Genomic DNA, 21,948 nt, shown 5'->3' with positions numbered 1-21,948 from the left:
CGGGAAAAGGGGCGGGCGACTTAGCCCGCGACCTGCTTGATGCGGGCGATCAGTTCGTCGACGGCCTTGTCGACCGGAACCTTCTCGCTGACGACGCGATTCATCGCCTTCGCCCACACGTTCTCGTTGTTGAGGATCGTGAACTTCCAGTTCTTGGTGAAATCGAACGCGGCGGTGCCGCCTTTGAACTGCGCGTAGACGGCCTTGCGGTGCTTGTCAGCCTGCCAGAACGGGCTTTCCTGGCTTTCCTTGGTCACCGGGAACCAGCGGCCGAGCGCGCCTTCGATGTAGGGACGGACGTTATCTTCCTGGAGCAGGAAGCTGATGAACTGCTTGGCCTCGGCCTTGTTCTTGGCCGCGGTGAACACCAGCCCGGTCTTGACGTCCGAGCGGTAGCGGATGGTCGAACCATCCGGCGCCTTCGGGAAGGATGCCGTGATGATGTCCTGCTCATAGGCCTTCTTGCCGGCGTCGCGCTGCTCCTGGGTGAGCGCCTGGTTCTGCGAGTCCTCGAACCACTTCGCTGCGATCGAGATCGTGAAGTTGTGGGTCATCACGATGGTCTTGTTGTGGAACGCGACGTTGTTGTCGGGATCCTTCCAGGTGGTCGAGGAGGGCGGGGTGCAGCCCTTGATGTAGGTGTCGGTATAGTCCTTCAGCGCCTTGATCAGGCCGTCGCGGACCTTCGGGTCGTCGACCAGCAACTTGCCGTCGTCGTCGACCAGCTTGACGTGGTAGGCATCCATGAAGGTGTAGAACGACTGGAAGGAGTCGGTGGATTCCACGCCCATCGGCTGGCCGACGGCGTAGATGCGCTGGCCGGTGGCCTTGCGGATCGCCGGCTGCACCTTGTCGCACCAGAACGTCCAATAGCCCGTCCAGTCGTTCGGGATGTCGCTCTGCTTGAAGCCGGCCTTCTCCAGCATGTCGTTCCAGATCTGGACGTGCATGCTCTGCTGCTTCAGCGGGAAGCCGTAATAGGCCTTTTTCTTGGCGACGTCGTTGTAGAGGATCGACGCATCGAGCGTGTTCTGCACGAACCGGCCCTTGATCGGCTCCATGACGTCCGTGAGGTCCTCGAGCTTGCCCTCATAGGCCCACTTGCCCTGCGCCTGCACGTCATAGGAGTCGGAATAGGCGACATCGGGAACCGTGCCGGCATCGAGCGCCGCGACCGTCTTTGGAATCATGTCCTGGATCGCGTATTGCGACAATTCGACCTTGATGCCGGTCTTGGCTTCGAATTTCTTGATCGTCTCGATCAGCGCGTCGTCTTCGGAGCGATAGAAGCCCTTGCCCCACCAGACCGTGATCGTCTTCTGCTGCGCAAAGGCGGGTGCAGTGGTGGCAAAAAGCCCAACCGCAGCGACCGCCAATGATACTGCGCCAATTACCTTGGATCTCACGTTTTTCTCCCTCAAACGGCCGGTGTTTTTAACCGGTCGTATAAAACACTAGCGCAGGATGGTAGCGCAATCAACGCATCTTGTCAGACCCGGGTCGTGGAGGTGTTGGGCCAGAGCAGATGCTCAACGCGTGGATCGATCCAATCGCCGCATCAATTCGGCCGGATCAATTCGCGATGGTCGGCCAACACCAGAGAGGCGCCGTCCTCAGTTGAATTTCACCTGAGTCGGACGTCAGCTCAGCTGGACTTGCTAGTTGGACTTGGCGGTCTCTTTAGAATTTTCCGCCGTCGGCGCTTCCGCCGGCGCGGGACGCTTTCCGCTTCCCGTGATGCGCTCGATCGCGGAGCGCACGGCATCGCCTCCCTTGCGGTCCTTCAGCATGTCAAGCAGCGGCGCGGAGGCCGGCGAGCGGCGGATCAGGCTTTCCGGATCGGGGAAGATCAGCGGATCGTCCCATGGCCCCTGCACCACGAACGGCAATTCGAATCCCGAGGCGCTGTTGAGGCTTGCCACACCCTTCATGTCGTATTCGCGCGTCGGCACCGAGGCGGTGCCGGTGAGCGTGATCTTCGTCGCCGGCCCTTCGACGCGAATGTCCTCGGCGGTGGCGATCCCGTCGGAGAATTTCACGGCGATGGTGAGGTTGGTGTAGGGCGTCGAGCCGTTGCGGAAATTGCCACCGCCCGACAGTGGTCGCCGCTCCAGCCGCTTCAGGAGCTGCTCGGCATTGAAGCCGGAGATCGCGCCATCGTGCCCGGTCACGGTGGCACTTCCGTCGAGCGACTGCACGAGGCCGAACGGGCTCGATCCCGAGGCGAGAAGCGAGACGTTGATGTTGCCGCGGCCGGACAGCTTGTTGAGCCCGAACAGCTCCGTGGCGCAGGCCTGGAGGTCGACGTCGGTGAACTGGAATTGCGCCTTGATGTCGGCGACGGTGTCGGACCGGGCGATGCCGAACGAGCCCTTTGCGATCCCGCCATAGACCTGCGCCTCGCCGACCGAGAGCGCCAGCGTGCCGTTGCGCAAATTGGCGCCGATCGCGGTGCGGCCGAGCTTCGTCGGCCCGACCGTCAGCTTGGCCGCGGACAGGCGCATGTCGAGGTCGGTGGTCGACAATCCCTGGAGATCGAACAGCTGCCGGTTCCAGTCGCGCGCGCCGCTCGCGAGCAGGCGGAACGTCGAGATATAGGGCGTGAAGTCGAGCGCATCGGCGGCGAGCGTCGCCTGCAGCGTCTGCCGGCCATTATTGGCGTAGGTCATGACGCCTTCGGCGGCGTTGCCGTCGAGCTCGACGTTGACATTGGTGAGCGCGATCGAGGCGCCGACGACGTTGGCGCGTGCCTTCAGCGCGAAGCGGCCGAAGCCGCCGCTGCCGGGCTGCGGCTGCCCGGTCCAGCGCAGCGCGTTGCGCAAGGACGGGCTGTCGACGGTGAGCGTGCCTTCCATCATGGGGCTGGTGCGATTGGCGACACTGCCGTCGAAGGCCAGCTTGAGCGGCGCGCTGGCGATTCGCGCCTTCAGGCCGGACCGGTCGCCGGAGAGGGCGGCGACGAAATCTGAAAAGCTGATCGAGCCGTCGACACGCTCGCCGCGCCAGTCGAACTGTCCGGTCGCGGCAAAGGAGCGCGAGATCGAAGGCCAGGCCAGCGACAGGTCGATGTCCTCGAGCTTCTCGGTGGCACGCGTGGCGGCGTCCTCGTAGTCGAGCACGCCGTCCTGGATCCGGATTTCGGAGAACGAGACCTGGTTCTCGGCCCCGGGCTTCATGGTGCGCGCGATGGTCTGGATGAAGGGAGTCCAGTTGCTCTCGCCGTCCGGCTTGAGGCTGACATGGATGCGCGGACGCAGCAGCGCGAGGTCCGCAATCTCGAAACGCTGCAGCAGCAGCGGCAGCAGCCGCAGATTTGCAGTGAGCACGTCGACCTGCAGTGCTGGCGTGCTGGTGCCGCCGCCCTTGAGGCCGACGTCGTGGAAGGAGATGTAGCTCGCCGGCAGCACGGAAATGTCGATGCTCCCTGCGACATTGAGCTCCAGCCCGGTGACGTCGCGGATCTGCGCTTCGACCGCCTTGCGCAGCGCGTCGCGGTTGATGAGCCAGGAGGTCGCGATCAAGGCGATCAGCGCGACGCCGAGCAGCGCCGCGATCGGCGTCCCGAGGCGCTTCATTCCTTGGGCCATGGTCAATGGCATGTCCTGATCGGGTTGGTCGTTGGAGCCAGAGGGCGGGCCGGGAAACCTGCGCGCCCACACCCAACCCCCGCAACTTGATGGGTTTTCTTGACGCTTTCAAGGCCGCTGCACGGTTATGCCCACGGCGTGGGCAGCTTCTACCACCCAGCGGCGCAGCGGAGAACCCCGTATCATTGACGGCTTCGGACGATTTCGCCTAATAATCGCCGCCAATAAGGCGCGACGGCCAGCAAGCCGAAGGTTCAGTCGAGGTTTTTTGCATGAACAAGGTCTATCCCGACGCCAGGTCGGCTCTGTCAGGCATTCTGAAAGACAACATGATGATCATGTCGGGTGGCTTCGGCCTCTGCGGCATTGCCGAGGAGCTGTCGGACGCGATCCGGGAGTCCGGTGTCAAGGGCCTGACGGTGGTCTCCAACAATGCCGGCGTCGACGGCATCGGCCTCAGCCGCCTTCTCGAAACCCGTCAGATCAAGAAGATGATCTCGTCCTATGTCGGCGAGAACAAGCTGTTCGCCCAGCAATTCCTCGCCGGGGAGCTGGAACTCGAATTCAATCCGCAGGGCACGCTGGCCGAGCGCATCCGCGCGGGCGGCGCCGGCATCCCGGCCTTCTACACCAAGACCGGCGTCGGCACGCTGATCGCCGAAGGCAAGGAAGTGAAGGAATTCGACGGCGAGAAGTACCTGATGGAGCGCGGCCTGTTCGCCGACCTCGCCATCGTGCACGCCTGGAAGGGCGACACCGCCGGCAACCTCATCTACCGCAAGACCGCGCGCAATTTTAACCCGATGATGGCGACCGCCGCGAAGATCACGGTGGCCGAGGTCGAGCATCTGGTTCCGGCCGGTGAACTCAATCCCGACCACATTCACACGCCCGGCATCTTCGTGAAGCGCATCGTCGAGGTCGGCACGGCCAAGAAGCGCATCGAATTCCGCAACACCCGCCCGCGCCCGAGCGCATGATCCGGAAAACTGGACACCGGTTTTCCGATCAGATCATGCGCCACTAAAGAATCGACAGGAGCACAACGATGGCCTGGACCCGTGAACAGATGGCCGCGCGCGCCGCGAAGGAGTTGCGCGACGGCTATTACGTCAATCTCGGCATCGGCATCCCGACGCTGGTCTCGAACTACATCCCGGACGGCATGGACGTCAGCCTGCAGAGCGAGAACGGCATGCTCGGCATGGGCCCGTTCCCGTATGAGGGCGAGGAAGACGCCGATCTCATCAACGCCGGCAAGCAGACCGTGAGCGAGCTGCCCTCGACCTCGTACTTCTCGAGCGCGGATTCCTTCGGCATGATCCGCGGCGGCCACATGGACCTGTCGATCCTCGGCGCCATGCAGGTGGCCCAGAACGGCGATCTCGCCAACTGGATGATCCCCGGTAAGATGGTCAAGGGTATGGGCGGCGCGATGGATCTCGTCGCCGGCGTCAAGCGCGTCATCGTGGTGATGGAGCATTCGGCCAAGGACGGCCCGAAGCTCCTGAAGCAGTGCAACCTGCCCCTGACCGGCGAGCGCGTGGTCGACATGGTCGTCACCGATCTGGCCGTCTTCACCATCGACAAGCACGGCAGCGGCGGCATGGCGCTGATCGAGCTCGCCGACGGCGTTTCGCTCGACGAGGTCAAGTCCAAGACCGAAGCGGAATTCCGCGTCGCGCTGAAGAATACGTAATCGGGAAACTGATGGGGCGCGCATGACGATACGGTCTGCGCGTCCTTGGGATTTTGGTTCAGCGATCAGGTTGGTTGACGGCAACGCGATTGGTCGAAGCACCACGGATGCGCGAACGATGTACCCATGCCTTCAAGCGGGGCCGCTCGGCACCTCGGAGAACCGGGTCAGCCAGACGACCGGGCCGATGCTGGCGGCGATGATCAGGAGGGCCGCGAGCGCGCCGTCCTCGAAATTGCCGCGGCTTGCGAACTGGTAGATCGACGTCGACAGCGTTTCGACGTTGAGGGGCCGCAAGAGCAGCGTTGCCGGGAGCTCCTTCAGGCAGTCGACGAACATGATGATGACGGCGCCAAGCATCGCGGGCCGGAGCAACGGCAGATAGATCTGCCTCAACATGACCGCCTGGCCCGCGCCGACCGTCCGCGCGCTCTCGTCATAGTCGCGCGGAATGCTGTCGAACCCGGCTTTGATCATGCCGACCGGCACGGCCAGAAAACGAATCGTGTAGGCGATGACGACGGCCGTCCCGGAGCCGACCAGGATCAGCCCGGGCAGCGAACGTCCCGTCCAGGCCGCGACCGCGCTCAGCGCGTTGTCGACCGCCAGCACGGGGGTCAGCAGGCCGAGGGCAATCACGAGACCCGGCAGCGCGTAGCCGGTCTGCGCGATGCTCATCGCCACATATCGCAGAGGATCCGGCCGAAAGCGGTGCGCGATCGTCGTGGCGAGCGCAAGCATCAGCGCCACGAGCGTCGCGAGCGCTGCATAGGCAAACGAATGGAAGGTGTGGCGCCACAGCAGCGGGTCGAAATTTGCAAGCAGTCCGCGACCGAGAGCCTGATGCGCCAGATAGAACAGCGGTACGACGAAGCCGATCAGCACCGGCAGCACGCAGACCGCGAACGCGATCCATGCTCTTGCGCCCGAAAGCGGGGTTCGCTGCCTCACATGCGGGCTTTCGGCGGAGAATTCGGCGTTGGCGTTGCGACGGCCGTAACGCTCCATCGCGATCAGGCCGGCGACGATCGCAAGCATCAGGCATGCGAGTTGCGCCGCCCCGGCGAGGCTGCCGCGGTTGAGCCAGGTGGTGAAGATCGAGACCGTCAGCGTGCGGATGCCGAGATATTCGCTGGCGCCGATGTCATTGAGCGTTTCCAGCGCGACCAGCGCCACGCCGACCGCGAGCGCCGGCCGCGCCATCGGCAATGAAACGCGCCAGAAAACGGTCCATCGGCCGGCCCCCAGCGTCGTAGCCGCCTCGGCGAATTCGGCGGATTGAACCTGAAACGTCGCGCGCGCCGATAGATAGACGTAAGGATAGAGCACGAGCCCGATCACGAAGATGGCGCCCGGCAGCGAGCGCAGGTTGGGCAGATGGCCGAGGGCATCGCGCAGCGGCAGCCAGATCGCGAGGGTACGGTGCACCAGGCCGAGCGGTTCGAACAGGTCGGCATAGACGTAAGCCGCAAGATAGGTCGGAATCGCCAGCGGCAGCGGCATCAGCCACAGGAGCATGCCCCGGCCGGGAAAATCGTGGCGCGATATCACCCATGCGGTGCCGGCGCCGATCAGAAGTGTGAGCGCGCCGACCCCGACGAGCAGAAGCGCAGTGTCCAGGAGGGCGGCCGGCAGCACGTAGTTGATCAGGTCGTGCCACACATCGGGCGCCGGCTGCAAAGCCAGCGAAACGATCGAGATCACGGGCGCCGCGACCAGGATCGCGGTTGCGATCGCGATTGCGGTCGCGGCGCGCCCGGCGTGGGCGCGGCCTCTCAAACGAGGCCGTGCGCCCGAAGCTTCTGCTAGTTTGAGTGACGAGGGCCGCCAGAGATCAGTTGTCAAAGCCGACCTTGTCCACCAGCGAGGCCGCAGCCTTGCGGTTGGCGGCGATCTTTGCGATCGGCAACGGATCCGGGCCGAGCTTGCCGTAGCCCGCGATGGTAGAGTTGATGGCGACACCGGCGCGAACCGGATATTCGTAATTCTGGTCGGCATACATCTGCTGCGCCTGCTCGCTGACGAGCCACTCGATCAGCTTGATGCCGTTGGCCTTGTTGGGCGCGTGCTTGGCGAGCAGCACGCCGGAGAGGTTGACGTGGGTGCCGCCGCCCTCGAAAGTCGGCAGGATGACGCGGGTCGCCTCCGCCCACGGTTTCTTCTCGGGATCGTTGTTGATCATCAGCGCCCAGTAATAGGTGTTGCCGATGCCGATGTCGCACTTGCCGGCGGCAACGTCACGGGCGGCTTCGCGATCGCCGCCCGACGGCTTCTGCGCGAGATTGGCCTTCACGCCGCGCAGCCATTCCTCGGCCTTGGCCTCGCCGTGCTTGGCCGTGTAGGCCGCGAACAGGGCGTTGTTGTAGATGTGCTGGCCCGAGCGAATGCAGATCTTGCCCTTCCACTTGGGATCGGCGAGCTCCTCATAGGTGATCTTGTCCTGCTTGACGCGATCCTTCGAGGCATAGATCACGCGCGCGCGCATGGAGATGCCGGCCCAGTGTCCGTCCGGATCGCGATACTGCGCCGGCACGACCTTGTCGACCACCTCCGACTTGATCGGCTGGGTGACGCCGGCCTGCACGGCTTCGTCGATGCGGCCGATGTCCACCGTCAGCAGCACGTCGGCCGGGCTGTTGGCGCCTTCCGCCTTCATGCGCTGCTCCAGACCCGAGCTTGCGGAGACGACATTGACCTTGATGCCCGTATCCTTGCTGAACGCGTCGAACAGCGGTTGGATCAGCTTGGTCTCGCGATAGGTATAGACGTTGACCTCGCCATTGGCGGCTGCTTTCGACGCGAAGGACGAAGTCAGGCTCAACACCGCCGCGGACGCGGCGAGGACGCGAAGATTGATCATAAGGGCTGCTCCAGGCGCGCGATTGAACGCCCGATTGAGTAGCGCAGGCGATGCGGCAACGTCAGCGACGCGATGTCGCGAGGGTCATGACTTAGAGGGATTCCAATATTGTCTTTAGATCGATTCTAATTAATGGATGGAGGCGTTGACGGGAAAGCGCGCCGCTATGATCTTGCCGGCCACGTCTTGCTCAGGCGCTGCGACACGCTGACCAGCCATGACGTCTCCTCGCGCACCAGGCGGAAGCCGAGATTGGCGGGCGGCACGCCTTGGGCGCAGCCGCCAGCGCGGGCGTCGCGGATGAAATCGGTGACATAGGCGCGGTGGGCGCCTTCGGCGATACGCACCCCGCAGTTCACGGTCGGGCGGCCGGCATTTCCGGCGTCGTCGACACGCGAGCGCACGAAGCAACTCGAGGTCCACTCCCAGACGTTGCCGGCGAGATCTTCGACGCCGTGCTCGTTCGGGCCGAATTTGCCGAACGGATAGGCTGTGGTGTCGGTGAGGCCGCGTTCGGATTCACGCTCATAGCGGCTGATCCAGCGCTTCGAAGGGTCGCTTGCATCGACCGGCACACCATCATCCCTGAACCTGGAGCCGGCGACAAACGCCCATTCCTCGTCGCTCGGCAGGCGGTAATGCCGGCCGGTCTTGCGCGACAGCCAGCCTGCATAGGCCTCGGCATCGTGCCAGCTCACCTGCACTGCGGGGCGATCGGGGGCGATCGCCACGTCGCGATCGAGCGCGCGGCAGGCGCCATCCTTCACGCAAAGCTGATAGTCGGATGAGGAGACCTGATTCCGCATGATGTGCAGCGGCCGGTCGATCCGGATCGTGCGCAGCGGCGCTTCCGCCTGCTTCCCGCCGCGGGTGAAGTCGCCGGCCTCACGATATGAGAAGCTGCCGGGGACGACCTCGACCATGGCCGGCTCGCCTCCCGCATGATGCGTCGCCATCTCGGAAACCAGAGGCGCAACGGCCAGCGGCCCCACAAGCCCGGCCGCGCAGGCGAGCACCAGTTTGAGCTTGAATGCGATCAGCATGATGATCCCCCCGAAGGAAGAAGGGGCCGGTGATCAATCACCGGCCCCTTGTCGCGTCTAGTTGGTGCTGGCAGGCGGTATTTCGGCAGGGGCCTTCACCTGGGTCATCAGATCGTCGTTCCACTTGCCTTCGACCTTGAAGTGCGCGGTGGCGCCGAGATTGGCCGCCTCGATCAGATTGTGCGTGACATAGGCGTAGATGCCGGGCTGCTGGAATTTGTACAGCGCAGCTCCCGCCGACCCGCCGCGGATGAACCAGGTCTCGAGCCCGACCTCCGGCGCATTGCCGAACTTGCCGGTCTCCCAGACATAATCGCCATGGCCGCCGATCAGATGCGGACGGCTGTCGCGGTTGGCCTGCGAATGCACGATCAGCACGTTCTCCCCGACCTTGGCGGTGAGCGCGTTCTTGCCGGTGAGCGCGCCGACCTTGCCGTTGAAGACGACATGGGTGGGGATCAGCTTGTTCATCACCTCTTCGGTCTCGGTGAAGGCTTCGCCGGGCGATTCGTAGGACTTGAAGTTGCCCTTCTCGTCGCGCGGCACGTACATGTCCTGCTCGCCAATATAGTAGACCTTGTCGTATTTCAGCGCTCGGCCCTTGCCGTCGTTCAGCCCGTCGCGCGGCAGCACCATCACGGCGCCGTTCATGCCGGAGACGACGTGCCAGGGGATCATCGGGCCGCCCGGCGCGCAGTGATAGACGAACACGCCGGTCTTGGTCGCCTTCCAGCGCAGCACGACCTGTTCGCCGGGGTTGATGAGCGTGAGTTCGCCGCCGCCGAGCGCGCCGGTCGCGGAATGGAAGTCGATGTTGTGCGGCATGGTGTTGGTGGCGGGATTGACCAGCGTCAGCTCGACATAGTCACCCTCGTGCACGACCATGAGTGGTCCCGGCATCGAGCCGTTGAACGTCATCGCCTGGAAGGTGGTGCCCTTGTCGTCGATGACGACTTTCTTCTCCTGGACCGTCAGCTTGAACTCGACGATCTTGGGCCCCTGCGTCGTGGCCTGCTCGTGCGCGTGCACGAAGGGCGGAGCGACCAGCTCTACCTTCTGACGCGGCAGCTTGAGATCGCCGGCGGCGAAAGCTGGGGTCGCCAGCATCAGGGCGGTCGCGGCGGCGCTGATCAATGCGGCTCTGCGGGTGAACATCGGAAGCATCCTTCATGAAAAGGTTTGATGACGGAATGCAGTGTGCGCCGGTCGCGGCAAGCGTGTTTGCGCTGCGACAAGCTTCGGCCGGATTCACCTCCGCAACAGTACTTAGGTGCTCGGCGGAGTTGGATCGGTGATGCCACACGGATTGGCGAGCGTGACCGCAACCGCATCGGCGCTCAGCGGCCACTCGTTCGCATCTTCAAGTTGGATTGCGATCCCGGCGGGACCGGGCGTGTCCGGGCAGGGACGTTGGGAAGCCCGCACCGGCAAAGACCTTCGCGAAGAGGCGACTGGCTTAGGGGAGATACATGGCAAGCCCGACCGTTCCCCAGATCGCCAGCGACAGCACGACGAAGACGGCGATTGCTGCGGCCAGGGCGCGCACCACGCCGCCGGCGGCTGGTGTGGCCGGGGCCGGCCGGAAGTCGTCGAAACGCGGGATATGGCCGCGGATGTCGAGCAGGGAGAGAATGAGTTCGAGTGCAAGAAGCCTCATGGCCAGCGCTCCGGATGGCGACGCGAATTGCGCAAATCATCGCCGGGAACCGGCCGCTGCGCTTTGCGCGAGCGCAAAGTCGTTTCCGCGCATCCGGGTTAACTAACACGCATTCCGTGATTTGCTGTGATGTTTGCGCGCGGCGGAAATTTACGAATGGATAAGATATGAGAGCTGATCTTGCGGCGGTCTACGGCGAGGAACGCCTGCCACGTTACACGAGCTATCCGACCGCACCGCACTTTTCGCCCGCGATCGGTCCAGACACCTATGCTCGGTGGCTGGCGGAACTGCCGGCAGGCGCCGGCGCGTCGCTTTATCTGCATGTGCCGTTCTGCCGGGAGATGTGCTGGTACTGCGGCTGCCATACCCAGATCGTCCGCCGCGATGATCTCGTCGCCGGCTATCAGCGGACGCTGCGCAGCGAGATCGCGCTAACCGCCGAAACCATCGGCCGCCGCATCAAGGTCGAGCACATCCATTTCGGTGGCGGTACGCCGACGATCATGGCGCCGGAGGCTTTTGTCGAGTTGATGGCAACGATGCGCCAGAAATTCTTCGTGCTGCCTTCGGCCGAGATCGCGGTCGAGATCGATCCCCGCACGTTGTCCGACGACATGGTCGAGGCCATGCGGCTCTCCGGCGTCAACCGCGCGAGCCTCGGCGTGCAGAGCTTCGATCCCGTGGTGCAGAGGGCGATCAACCGGGTGCAGAGCTTCGAACAGACCGCGTCCGTGGTCAACATGCTCCGCGGCGCGGGCATCGAGGGAATCAATTTCGACCTGATCTACGGCCTGCCGCACCAGACTGTCGCTTCGTGCCTGGACACCGTGCGGCGCAGCCTCGCGCTCGCGCCCAACCGCTTCTCGGTGTTCGGCTATGCTCATGTGCCTGATTTCAAGAAGCACCAGCGCATGATCAACGAGGCCGTGCTGCCCGACGGCCTTGCACGCCACGACCAGGCCTGCGCGATCGCGAATGCCCTGAAGGAGGCCGGTTACGTGCAGATCGGGCTCGATCATTTCGCACGGCCCGACGATTCCATGGCGGTGGCGTACGAGCAGCGGACGTTGCGGCGCAATTTTCAAGGCTATACCACCGACAAGAGTGAAGTCCTGCTCGGCTTCGGCGCGAGCGCGATCGGACATCTGCCGCAGGGCTATGTCCAGAACGAGGTGCAGATCGGCGCCTATGCCCAGAGCATCACCGCCGGCCGCTTCGCCACCGCGAAAGGCTACGGGCTCACCGACGACGACCGGTTGCGCGCCGACATCATCGAACGCATCATGTGCGAGTTCGGTGCCGATCTCGGCGACATCTGCGCCCGTCATGGCGCAGAGGCCGGAGCGATGCTGAAATCGGCGGCCCGTCTGAAGCCGCTGATCTCCGACGGCGTCGTGCGATTGGACGGCGACCGGCTCGCGGTCGCCAAGGATTCGCGCTTCCTGGTCCGCAGCGTCGCCGCCGCATTCGATGCGCATCTGGATCCCGGCAAGCAGCTGCACAGCCGGGCTGTGTAGCTTCCTGTCATTCCAGGGCGCACCTCTTGGTGCGAACCCGGAATCCATTTCACTGCACTGGTTGCTGCCCGATGGATTCCGGGTTCGCGCTGCGCGCGCCCCGGAATGACGAGCCAGCTTGCGCTTCAACAAAGAGGCTTCCGCTCGCTCAGCTATCGTCAATTCGGAACGGAGTTGTCCATGCCCTTCGGATCCGACGATCTGGTCGACGACATCATGCGCACGGCGCCGCACACGATCCGCGTGTTTCTCGCCTTCAGGATGGCCTGCGTCGGCTGTCCGATCGCGACCTTCCACACCGTGGATGATGCCTGCCGCGAGCATGGAATCGAGCGCGACAAATTCCTCGCTGCATTGAGCGATTGCGTGCCGGCGTGAAACGGTCTGGAATCGCGCGGGCGCGCGCGTTCCCGGATGAGGGAGCGTTTTCGCCGTAAGCGGAAGCGCCCCTCATCCCTGTCAGTGGAGGCATCCCGGCATCGGCTCTCACGCCGCGCCGCCGTCGGCATTCCGCTCCGCCAGCACGACGATCTTGTGCGGCTCGCGCAGGATGATGCGCTGGCGGCCGCTCTCCACGAGGCCTTGGTTCTCCCAGCCGCTCAGGATGCGGCTGACGGTGTGCAGCGTGGTGCCGGTCATCTGCGCGATGTCCTGGCGGCTGATCGGGAAATCGATCTCGATGCCGTGGTCGAGTTTCTTGCCGGACTGCTTGGCGAGGCGCAGCAGCGCGTGCGCGATGCGTTGCTCGACCTGCTGGGTCGACATTTCGAGGATGCGGGTGTGACTCTCCTGAAGCCGGGTGCCGACGGTCTGGAGCGTGTTGGCGGCGAGCGCCGGAAACCGCTCGATCAACCGCGGCCAGGCCGAGGTCGGCCAGATCAGCACCACGCTGTCGTCGACCGCCATCGCCGTCGCCGGATAGCGCGCGGCTCCGATCGCCATCGCGAGCCCGAATGTTTCGCCGGGCGCGACATAGCGCACCACGATCTGCTCACCGGTCGGCGTGGTCTTGGCCGCGCGGACATGGCCGTGCAACAGCAGGAAGAAGGATTGCGCGTCGGCCCCCTGCTCGAAGATGGCACTGTTCTTGGAAAAGCGGGCCGAGCGGGCCTCACGCAGGATCTCGTCCAGAGCCTCCGGCGTCACCCCCGCAAACAGCGGCAAATGCGCAACCAGCGATGTGTCGACCTTGGCCATTCTGCCTCCTTGGCATCAGGGAGTGTGATGGCACCTGCAATCGTCCTGGTGTTTGCGGTAACGCAAAACGGGCCGGTCGGCTGGCGGTATTTTTCCAGACAACGATCTGGATTTCATCGGAGTTGATGCCATGGCTGGCGCCCGATCCCGTAACTTTGCGGGCTGGCCGCTGTTCGCGAACAGCTTTCGGCCCTTTTTCCTGCTTGCCGCGATCCAGGCGGCGCTGTCGATCCTGGTCTGGGTGCCGATGTTCCATGGCGAATTGTCCGTGAGTTCCGCATTCGGGCCGCGTGACTGGCATATCCACGAGATGCTCTATGGCTTCCTGCCCGCCGTCATCACCGGCTTCCTGTTCACGGCCATCCCGAACTGGACCGGGCGGCTGCCGATCCAGGGCATGCCGCTGGGGGCGCTGCTGATGGTCTGGCTCGCCGGGCGCGTCGCCTTGACGATGTCGGCCGATGTCGGCTGGGCGTTTGCGCTGATCGTCGATGCCGCCTTCCTCGCATTGGTCGTCGCCGCCGCGATGCGCGAGATCATCGCAGGCGGCAACTGGCGCAACCTGCCCGTGGTGGGGCTGGTGCTCGTTCTGCTCGCCGGCAACGTCGCCTTTCATGTCGAAGCGCATGAGCAGGGCGCGGCCGATGTCAGCATCCGCGTCGGCATCAGCGTGGTCATTCTGCTGATTGCGTTGATCGGCGGCCGCATCATCCCAAGCTTCACCCGTAACTGGCTGGTCAAGTTCAATCCCGGCCGATTGCCCGTGCCGTTCGGACGCTTCGACGGCGCCGTGATCGGATGCAGCGCGGTCGCGCTCGTCTCGTGGATCGTGGCGCCGTCGAATGCCGTCACGGGTGTCCTGATGGCACTTGTCGGTGGGCTGCACTTGGTGCGGCTCGCGCGCTGGGCTGGCGATCGCACCTTCCGCGAGCGGCTGCTCGTGATCCTGCATGTCGGCTACGTCTTCGTGCCGTTCGGTTTCATCCTGCATGCCCTCGCGGTTTTCGGTGTACTGCCGCCAAGCGCCGGCATCCACGCCTGGATGGCAGGTGCGGCGGGAACCATGACGCTCGCGGTCATGACCCGCGCGAGTCTCGGCCACACCGGACAGGCGTTGACGGCTTCGCCGGCGATCCAGGGAATCTATGCTGCGATCATCATCGCGGCTCTGGCCCGGATCGCTGCCGTCGTGTTGCCCGCGCATGGCGATGTGTTGTTGCACATCGCCGCCTGCGGCTGGATCGTCGCTTTCCTCGGATTCGCCATCGCGTTCGGCCCGCTGCTCGCCGGCAGCCGGCGGCGTGGCCTCGCCACGATGGGCGTGCCCGCTCCCGCGCGCTGAACTCAAGCTGCAGTCGCCGTGGGCGGTGCCATCTCGGGCCGCACGCCCTTGCGCCACTCGGTGATGGTGCAGCCGAACCGGCTGCGGAACCAGCGCGCCATGGCGCTCTGCGCGGAGAAGCCAAGCTGCATCGCGATGTCGGCCAGCCGCCGGCCGGGAGCGTCGATCAGCTGGATCACGAGATCGGCGCGTTGCGCGTCCAGGATGGCCGAGAAGCTGGTGCCGGATGCTGCGAGGCGGCGGTGGATGGTGCGGCGGGTGCACGCAAGATGCTCGGCGACGCGCTCGATCGTGCAGTCGCCGCCGGCAAGGAGGAGACGTACGACCTCGTCGACCTTCTGCTCCCAGCTTGCGGGCCGTGTTTCGATCGCCTCGATCCGCTTGCGCAGATAGCTCGCAATCAGCGGATGCGCGCTCGGGATCCGACGTTCCATATCATGCGCGGACAAGACGATCGCGTCATCCCTCGCGTTGAAGATCACGCGACAGCCGAAGAATTCGCGATAGCGCTTGCGATCGTGCGGAGGCGGATGATGCAGGTGCACCTCCCGCGGCCGCCAGTCATGCCCGAACAGCGACTGGATGGTGCGGTGGACGCTGCCGAGCGCCACGTCGATCGACTGCCGCGGCGCGCTCGGTTTCCGGCCGCGCAGATGCATCGTGATGGTCACGGTCTGCTTGCCGCGCGCAACGTTCAGCCGCATGCCATCGTGATGGATATGGATGAAGCGCGAGAACGCATCGATCGCCTCGCCGACGGTCGCTTGCTCGCGCACGATCAAGCCGACCGTGCCGAAATTGGTCAGGCCGCCGCGTTCGGCGAGGCGCAAGCCGAAATCTTCGGCGCCGGACGCCTCCGCGGACAATTCGAGCAGACGGCGCAGGCCGGCGACGGCAATGGGCGTGTCGGGCTTGTCGAGGCAGGCTGGCGGCAGCCTGGCCTTGCGCATCATCTGCCTGGGGTCCAGCCCGACCGACCGGGCGACCTCCGGATAATAACTCAGGCTCGAGCTGCGAATGAGGTCGGTCATGCGAACCGTTCCTGTCAGCTGCTCACGCAGATGTCCCGAAATGTAAAATTTCTGTCCCGGTCCGTCAAATCCAGGAACCCTGCGGAACATACATAGGGGAAACCGAAGCACGGGCGTGAATGCCGTGCTTACGACGGCGCGACAGGGCGATGGAGCCCGCTACCGTCTCAGGCCTTTTGACCAAGACATTGCTGGATCGGGATCATGCCGGGAAACATGCTTTCCAAGGGTGAGATATTCGTCATCGACACCGACGCTGCCTCCCGCGAACAGCTTTCGACCGCGCTCCAGCAGAACGCCTACGAGGTGATCTGTTTCGCCGACGGTGCATCCCTCTTGTCCGCCGCGAGGGCGCGGATGCCGGCCTGCGTGCTGCTGGAGTTGCCGCCTGATCGGTCCGGCCTCGACGTGCTCAAGCGGCTGCGGGGGGAGAACTGCATGGCGCCCGTGCTGGTGACGTCGGCGAACGGCAGCATCGCCATGGCGGTCGACGCCATCAAGAGCGGAGCGGCCGATTTCATCGAAAAGCCGTTCCGCACCCACGACATCGTCGGCCGGATCGATGCCGCCATCGACGAATTCGCGCAACCCGGCGCGAGCCGGCAACGCTGGCTGACAGGCTGCGAGCCCCTGACCGCGCGCGAGGGCGACGTGCTCGAGCATCTCGCCGCCGGCCTCACCAACAAGGAGATCGCCCGGCGGATGCATCTGAGCGCGCGGACTGTCGAGGGCTACCGCGCCAGCATCCTGAAGAAGGCCGGCGCCCGCAACGTGACCGATCTGCTCCGGCGCATCTTCGGCCAGGGTTCACCTACGCAGGCCTGAGGCTCCGCCGAGGCCGCGCGCGGATACGTTCCGCGGCCATACTGCTGCCGCGGCTACGCCCCAAGGAAACCCCAATCGAACCAGTTCCTTCCCCGCCGCGTCTCATCACGATGGCGAGGCATTTCATCGCGCGCGTCCGGCTGGCGGCGCGGCGATACCGGCAGGAGGGACTTCATGCGCATCACCGCAAAACGGTTGGTAACCACGAGCCTGGTCCTGGCGACCATGGCCGTCGCTTCGTCGTCATGGGCGGCCGCCGTGGACGCCACGTCGGCGATCGACACGGTCACCGTCTATCCCGACGGCGCCACCGTCACCCGCGTCATTTCGGTGGATCTCGCCTCCGGGGACTCGACACTGGTCGCCAAGGATTTTCCGCTCTCGCTCGATCCGTCGTCGCTCCGCGTCGAAGGCGAGGCGGGCGCCAAGCTCACGATCGGCACGATCGACGCGCGGCCGCCGAGGGCGGCGCAGCCAGCCAACCTCCCCGAGATCGACAAGCGCATCGAAGCACTGAGAGATCAGCGGGCCGATCTGCAAGGTGCGATCGACTCTGCCGACGCCCGGCGTAAATTTGCGCAGCATTTCGCCGAAGACTCCCCGGCCGGCCTCGGCGAGAAGGGCGAGGCGCGGCCGATCACCGAATGGCGCGCGGCTTTCGCGGCGGTTGCCGAGGAGATCGCGATCGCCGACACCGCGATTCGCGATGCCACGCGAAAGCAGCGCGAGCTCGACCGACAGATCGCGCAACTGGAAGCCGAGCGCTCGGCCAAGCCGCCAAGCAAGCTGGAAGTGCGGATCGACGTCGCCTCGGCGACTGCGACCAAAGCGACATTGCGGGTGACCTACGCCGTGCGCAACGCGCGCTGGGTGCCGCTCTACGACGCCCGGCTCGATACCGGCGCCAAGGATCGCAAGCCGCAGCTCGAACTCGTCCGCCGCGCCGAGGTCACGCAGTCGACCGGCGAGGACTGGTCGAACGTGACGCTCGGCGTCTCCACGGTCCGCATCGGCCGCGGCGGCAGCGCGCCGGAGCTGAACTCGTTGGTCGCGCAATTTCCGCACGTACCGAAGCCCCTTGCGCTCGGCAGCGCCTCGGACCTGGCGCGGCCCGCGCCGACCGCCCGCCAGCGCTCGGCGCAGTTCGAGCCCATGTCCAAGGTCGCAGAGGCGACCGAGCGCGCCGACGAGCAACAGGCAATCGCCGAGATCGGCGATTTCCAGGCCACCTTCAGAATTCCCGGCCGCGTCAGCCTCGGCGCTGCCGAGGGCGCCAAGAGCCTGCGCATTACCTCCATGACCGTGCCGGCCGATCTCGCGGTTCGCGCGGCACCGGTGATGGACCCGACCGCTTTCCTCGAAGCCAGCTTCAAGCAGACCGACGATGCCAGTCTCTTGCCGGGCAAGGTCGCGATCTACCGCGACGGCACATTCGTCGGCCGCGGCAAGATCACGGCGTCCGCCAAGGACGACATCGTGCGGCTCGGCTTCGGTGCCGACGACAAGGTCAGAATCGAGCGCGCCGTGCTCAAGCGCAACGAGGGCTCGGCCGGCTTGCTCGTGACGACGTCGAAGACCGACGAGCGTTCGTTCAAGACCACGATCCGCAACGGCCATGATTTCCCGATCAAGGTCGCGATCGAGGATCAGCTGCCGGTCAGCGAGAACGAGGACATCGTCGTCGAGATGCTGCCCTCGAGCACCCAGCCAACCGCGAGCAACATCCGCGACAGGCGCGGCGTGCTGGAATGGTCCTTCGACGCCAGGCCCGGCGAGGTCAAGGACATCAACTTCGCCTGGCGCATCCGCTGGCCCAAGGACAAGAGCATGGTGATCGTGCCAGCGGGGTAGGCGGTGCGGCTTCTTCACCTCTCCCGTAGGGAGAGGTCGGATCGCATCGTAAGATGCGATCCGGGTGAGGGGTTAGGCTCCCACCGGACGCTGCGGCCCCTCACCCGGATTGCTGAGCAATCCGACCTCTCCCCGTCGGGGAGAGGTGAGGCGGCGCGCACATCGACTGTGGCAAAACATACGGCACGCCATCGGTCTGATGGACGACAGCGTCGATCTCGAAAATATCCCGGATCCTCTCCCGCGTGACGACCTCCGCGCGCGGCCCGTCGGCGACGAGCCGGCCGCCATTCAGCACGATCAGCCGGTCGGCGAAGCGGATCGCGAGATTGAGATCGTGCAGGATCGCGATGACGGCGGTGCCGGCCGCCGCGCGGCGGCGCGCCGCTTCGACGAGGTCGATCTGGTGACGCAGATCGAGGCTCGAGGTCGGCTCGTCCAGCAGCAAGAGCCCGGGGCCGTGCTCGGCCTCGCCGCAGGCGAGCTGCACCAGCACGCGGGCGAAATGGGCGCGCTGCTGCTCGCCGCCTGACAATGTCGGCAATTGCCGTTCGCGGAAATGTGCGAGGGCGACCTCGTCCAGCGCCGCATCGACGAGCGGTCCAGCCTCGCGCAAGCTGCGCTCGCCCGCGCCCATCAGAACCACCTCCTCGACCGTGAACGGGAAGGTGACGTTGATGTGCTGGGACAGCATGGCGCGGCGCGCGGCGAGCTCGCGCGGCGTGAAGCTGCCGATGTCGCGCTGCTTCAGGCGCACCCCGCCTGCGCTCGGGCGAAGATCGCCGGAGAGCAGCCGCAGCAGCGTCGACTTGCCGGCGCCGTTAGGGCCGATGATCGCGACCATCTCGCCGGCCGCAACCGTCAGGCCGACGCCATCAAGCAGCGTCGCGCGGCCCGCGCGCTTGCCCAGCGCTCGTGCCTCGATCACCGCGTTCATAGCGCAGTCAGCCCGCGCTGCCGCAGCAGGATGAAGAGAAAGACGGGTGCGCCGACGGCGGCGGTCAGGATGCCGATCGGCATCTCCGCCGGCGCCACGATGGTGCGCGCCAGCGTGTCGGCGCCGACCATCAGGATAGCGCCTGATAGCACCGACGCCGGCAGCAGCAGGCGATGCGCCGGCCCGATCACGAGGCGGAGCAGATGCGGCACGACGATGCCGACGAAGCCGATGACGCCGCTGATCGACACCGCGACGCCGGTCATGGCGGAGACCATGACGATCGAGATCCGCTTCAGGCGTTCGACGTCGACCCCGCCGTGGAAAGCGTCGGCCTCGCCGAGCACCAGCAGATCGAGGCCGCGCGCGATGAAGGCGCAGGCGGCCAGCCCGATGACGAGAACCGGCGCGAGCAGGGCGCTCTTGGTCCAGGTCACGCCGCTCATCGAGCCGAGCATCCAGAACGTGATGTCGCGGAGCTGGCGGTCGTCGGCGATGAACACGAGCAGCCCGATGCCGGCATTGGCGATGGCGGTGATGGCGACGCCGGCGAGCAGGAAGATCGCGATCGAGGTCCGCCCCGAGCGGCTCGAGATGCCGTAGAGAATCGCGGTGGTCGCCAGCGATCCCGCGAAGGCGGCGAGCGGCAACAGCTCGGTCTGGAGAAAGCGCAGCGCCTCGCCGAAGCGCGAATCCGTGAAGACGATCGCGCTTGCGGCTGCGAGCGCGCCGCCGCTGGAGACGCCGACCAGGGCGGGATCGGCGAGTGGATTGCGAAACAGCCCCTGCATGATCGCGCCGGCCGCGGCAAGCAGGCCGCCGACCATCGCGGCCGCCGCGATGCGGGGAATGCGGATCGACCACAGCACGAGCTGGTCGCGCGCCGTCATAGCAGTGCTTTCGCTGGCAAAGCCCAGCGCCGCAGGCAGCCGGGAGAGAGGGATGCCGGCGGCGCCGACGGTCAGCGCGACGATCGCCGTCACCGCGAGCATCGTGATCAGGACAGGAATCGCGAGTGATGCGGACCGCCGTCTCGCGCTTCGTCGCGGGCTCCGTGCCTCGATCCCGACCGCCACGCTCATTGCCGGCAATTCGCCGCCGACAGCGCCGACGTGAACGCGCCGCCCTCGGCCAAGGCTGGATAGAGCTTGACCGAGAGATCGCGCGCCGCCGTCGCGGTGCGCGGCCCGAAGCCGAGCAGATAAAGCCCATCCATGGTGATGAAGCTCTTGTTGGAAACGACCGGCGTCAGCGCAAAGCCGGGGTGCGTGTAGACTGCATCGGCCTGCAGCGAATCCTTGCCGCGCTCGATCGACAGCACGACATCGGGCTTCGCGGCCACGATCGCCTCGTCGCTGATGACCTTGTAGCCGTCGTAATCGCCCACCGCATTGGTTGCGCCAGCGAGCTGGATGATCTCATCCGCCGCGGTCTTGTGGCCTGCCACCATCGCTCGCCCGTTCTGGAGCGACATCACGAACATCACCCGCACCGGCTTCGTCACCTTGGCGCGCAGGGCACGGAGTTGCGCAAGATCGGCGCCGACCGCGGCGCTGAGACATTCGGCACGCGCATCGACGCCCATGGCGTGGCCGACCAGCTTGATCTTGTCGATCAGGCCTTGCTCGGAAAAGGTCTCGGGCACCAGCACCAGCGGCACCTTCGCCGTCTCCAGGATGTCCATGGTCTCGCGCGGGCCCGAGCCCTGGATCGCCAGGATCAGGGTGGGGTTGAGGCCCAGCACGCCCTCGGCGGAGATCTGGCGCATGTAGCCGATATTGGGTTTGTCGCGCAGCGCCGCCGGCGGATAGAGGCTCGTCGTATCGACGCCGACCAGGCGGCTCTCGAGCCCGAGAGCATAGAGGATCTCGGTGATGGCACCGCCGATCGAGACGGTGCGCCCGAAGTCGTTCACTGCGACCTCGCGATCCCGCGCGTCATGCACGGTGATGCCCGCGGCGTGCGCAGCAGACGCGAACGCGAGTCCGCCGGAGAGCAGGACACTGGCGATGGTGCGGAAAAATGTCATTGCAGTTACTTCGTCAGGATCAGCTTGTTCTGCGAGGTCAGACGGAGACGATAACTGTCCTCGCCATGCGCAATGATGATCTCGCGCTCGGCGGCAAACAGCTCGCGGCTGTCGATCCGGTCCCCTCGCATGGTGAGAGTCCGCGTTGCTGGGGAAGGGCTTTGTGCCGGCCCTGCCGCGCTGCCGCTGCTGTCTCCCGATGTTGCTGACATTGTCGGTGTGATGCGCTTTCGAACCTGGAGTACCGTCCGTTTGTATAGGCGGCGCCAAGCGCATTCCAACCGTCGCAGTTTACAATCGATATAAACTGCAACCCGATGTCATTGACCGTCAGAGTGTTGCCACGTAACCATTTCTGACAGCGGGGAAC

At 65.2% G+C, this 21,948-nt stretch carries 20 protein-coding genes; 7 read left to right on the top strand and 13 right to left on the bottom strand.

Annotated elements, in window-relative coordinates; translation table 11 throughout:
* Window positions 1-20: 20 nt before the first annotated feature.
* Together EDE08_RS34000 and EDE08_RS33995 are read right to left on the bottom strand one after the other, a co-directional pair.
* On the bottom strand, window positions 21-1,406 hold the full coding sequence (locus tag EDE08_RS34000) for an ABC transporter substrate-binding protein (protein WP_131873976.1): 1,386 nt from the start codon (window positions 1,404-1,406) through the stop codon (window positions 21-23).
* 252 nt (window positions 1,407-1,658) lie between these two features.
* Entirely contained in the window at window positions 1,659-3,587 is a 1,929-nt protein-coding gene (locus EDE08_RS33995; protein WP_165936327.1) for an AsmA family protein, read from the bottom strand.
* 272 nt (window positions 3,588-3,859) lie between these two features.
* On the opposite strand from EDE08_RS33995, the gene EDE08_RS33990 reads away from it, so the two are divergent.
* Both EDE08_RS33990 and EDE08_RS33985 read left to right on the top strand, forming a co-directional pair.
* Window positions 3,860-4,567, top strand: a complete 708-nt coding sequence (locus tag EDE08_RS33990) for a CoA transferase subunit A (RefSeq protein ID WP_061880812.1) — start codon at window positions 3,860-3,862, stop codon at window positions 4,565-4,567.
* Window positions 4,568-4,635: 68 nt separating this feature from the next.
* The gene (locus tag EDE08_RS33985) at window positions 4,636-5,286 is read left to right on the top strand and encodes a CoA transferase subunit B (RefSeq protein ID WP_131873980.1); all 651 of its coding nucleotides are present in this window, start codon (window positions 4,636-4,638) and stop codon (window positions 5,284-5,286) included.
* A gap of 132 nt (window positions 5,287-5,418) precedes the next feature.
* Here the strand turns inward: EDE08_RS33985 and EDE08_RS33980 are convergent, their stop codons facing one another.
* The 5 genes from EDE08_RS33980 to EDE08_RS33960 form a co-directional block, all read right to left on the bottom strand.
* A complete protein-coding gene (locus tag EDE08_RS33980; protein WP_131873982.1) occupies window positions 5,419-7,065 on the bottom strand; it encodes an ABC transporter permease in 1,647 nt (548 codons plus the stop codon).
* A gap of 55 nt (window positions 7,066-7,120) precedes the next feature.
* Window positions 7,121-8,146: a Fe(3+) ABC transporter substrate-binding protein gene (locus tag EDE08_RS33975; protein WP_131873984.1), complete on the bottom strand. Its 1,026-nt coding sequence runs from the start codon at window positions 8,144-8,146 to the stop codon at window positions 7,121-7,123.
* 164 nt (window positions 8,147-8,310) lie between these two features.
* On the bottom strand, window positions 8,311-9,189 hold the full coding sequence (locus EDE08_RS33970; RefSeq protein WP_131873986.1) for an SUMF1/EgtB/PvdO family nonheme iron enzyme: 879 nt from the start codon (window positions 9,187-9,189) through the stop codon (window positions 8,311-8,313).
* 57 nt (window positions 9,190-9,246) lie between these two features.
* Window positions 9,247-10,344 (bottom strand): copper-containing nitrite reductase, encoded by a 1,098-nt coding sequence (gene nirK, locus EDE08_RS33965; RefSeq protein ID WP_165936323.1) that lies wholly within the window; start codon window positions 10,342-10,344, stop codon window positions 9,247-9,249.
* 301 nt (window positions 10,345-10,645) lie between these two features.
* Window positions 10,646-10,846, bottom strand: coding sequence for a hypothetical protein (locus EDE08_RS33960; protein WP_131873990.1), 201 nt, complete (start codon window positions 10,844-10,846; stop codon window positions 10,646-10,648).
* A 167-nt stretch (window positions 10,847-11,013) separates the two neighbouring features.
* Between EDE08_RS33960 and hemN the strand changes: the two genes are divergently transcribed.
* Both hemN and EDE08_RS33950 read left to right on the top strand, forming a co-directional pair.
* Window positions 11,014-12,366, top strand: a complete 1,353-nt coding sequence (hemN, locus tag EDE08_RS33955; RefSeq protein WP_131873992.1) for an oxygen-independent coproporphyrinogen III oxidase — start codon at window positions 11,014-11,016, stop codon at window positions 12,364-12,366.
* Window positions 12,367-12,546: 180 nt separating this feature from the next.
* Window positions 12,547-12,744 (top strand): DUF1858 domain-containing protein, encoded by a 198-nt coding sequence (locus EDE08_RS33950; protein ID WP_131873994.1) that lies wholly within the window; start codon window positions 12,547-12,549, stop codon window positions 12,742-12,744.
* Between the two features lie 108 nt (window positions 12,745-12,852).
* Here EDE08_RS33950 and EDE08_RS33945 read toward each other — a convergent pair whose 3' ends face one another.
* Window positions 12,853-13,563 carry a Crp/Fnr family transcriptional regulator gene (locus EDE08_RS33945; RefSeq protein ID WP_131873996.1) on the bottom strand — a complete coding sequence of 237 codons (711 nt, stop codon included), beginning with the start codon at window positions 13,561-13,563 and terminating at the stop codon, window positions 12,853-12,855.
* A 130-nt stretch (window positions 13,564-13,693) separates the two neighbouring features.
* Between EDE08_RS33945 and EDE08_RS33940 the strand changes: the two genes are divergently transcribed.
* On the top strand, window positions 13,694-14,905 hold the full coding sequence (locus tag EDE08_RS33940; RefSeq protein WP_131873998.1) for an NnrS family protein: 1,212 nt from the start codon (window positions 13,694-13,696) through the stop codon (window positions 14,903-14,905).
* A 2-nt stretch (window positions 14,906-14,907) separates the two neighbouring features.
* On the opposite strand, the gene EDE08_RS33935 is transcribed toward EDE08_RS33940, so the two are convergent.
* Entirely contained in the window at window positions 14,908-15,936 is a 1,029-nt protein-coding gene (locus EDE08_RS33935) for an AraC family transcriptional regulator (protein ID WP_131874000.1), read from the bottom strand.
* Window positions 15,937-16,140: 204 nt separating this feature from the next.
* Between EDE08_RS33935 and EDE08_RS33930 the strand changes: the two genes are divergently transcribed.
* Together EDE08_RS33930 and EDE08_RS33925 are read left to right on the top strand one after the other, a co-directional pair.
* Entirely contained in the window at window positions 16,141-16,761 is a 621-nt protein-coding gene (locus tag EDE08_RS33930; protein WP_061880802.1) for a response regulator transcription factor, read from the top strand.
* Window positions 16,762-16,935: 174 nt separating this feature from the next.
* Window positions 16,936-18,612, top strand: a complete 1,677-nt coding sequence (locus EDE08_RS33925; RefSeq protein WP_131874002.1) for a mucoidy inhibitor MuiA family protein — start codon at window positions 16,936-16,938, stop codon at window positions 18,610-18,612.
* Window positions 18,613-18,712: 100 nt separating this feature from the next.
* On the opposite strand, the gene EDE08_RS33920 is transcribed toward EDE08_RS33925, so the two are convergent.
* Genes EDE08_RS33920 through EDE08_RS39305 form a run of 4 tightly spaced genes read right to left on the bottom strand, consistent with a single transcriptional unit; the run spans window position 18,713 to window position 21,790 of the window.
* Complete coding sequence (locus tag EDE08_RS33920) at window positions 18,713-19,549, bottom strand: heme ABC transporter ATP-binding protein (protein ID WP_131874004.1); 837 nt, start codon at window positions 19,547-19,549, stop codon at window positions 18,713-18,715.
* Window positions 19,546-20,631 carry a FecCD family ABC transporter permease gene (locus EDE08_RS33915; protein ID WP_131874006.1) on the bottom strand — a complete coding sequence of 362 codons (1,086 nt, stop codon included), beginning with the start codon at window positions 20,629-20,631 and terminating at the stop codon, window positions 19,546-19,548. Before EDE08_RS33915 ends, EDE08_RS33920 begins: the two co-directional genes overlap by 4 nt.
* Window positions 20,628-21,578, bottom strand: a complete 951-nt coding sequence (locus EDE08_RS33910) for a heme/hemin ABC transporter substrate-binding protein (protein WP_131874008.1) — start codon at window positions 21,576-21,578, stop codon at window positions 20,628-20,630. Before EDE08_RS33910 ends, EDE08_RS33915 begins: the two co-directional genes overlap by 4 nt.
* Before the next feature lie 5 nt (window positions 21,579-21,583).
* Entirely contained in the window at window positions 21,584-21,790 is a 207-nt protein-coding gene (locus tag EDE08_RS39305) for a hemin uptake protein HemP (protein WP_131874010.1), read from the bottom strand.
* Window positions 21,791-21,948 lie beyond the last annotated feature (158 nt).

The organism is Bradyrhizobium sp. R2.2-H (assembly GCF_004346455.1).
Taxonomy (GTDB): domain Bacteria; phylum Pseudomonadota; class Alphaproteobacteria; order Rhizobiales; family Xanthobacteraceae; genus Bradyrhizobium; species Bradyrhizobium diversitatis.
This window is presented reverse-complemented; position numbering and strand designations above follow the sequence as displayed.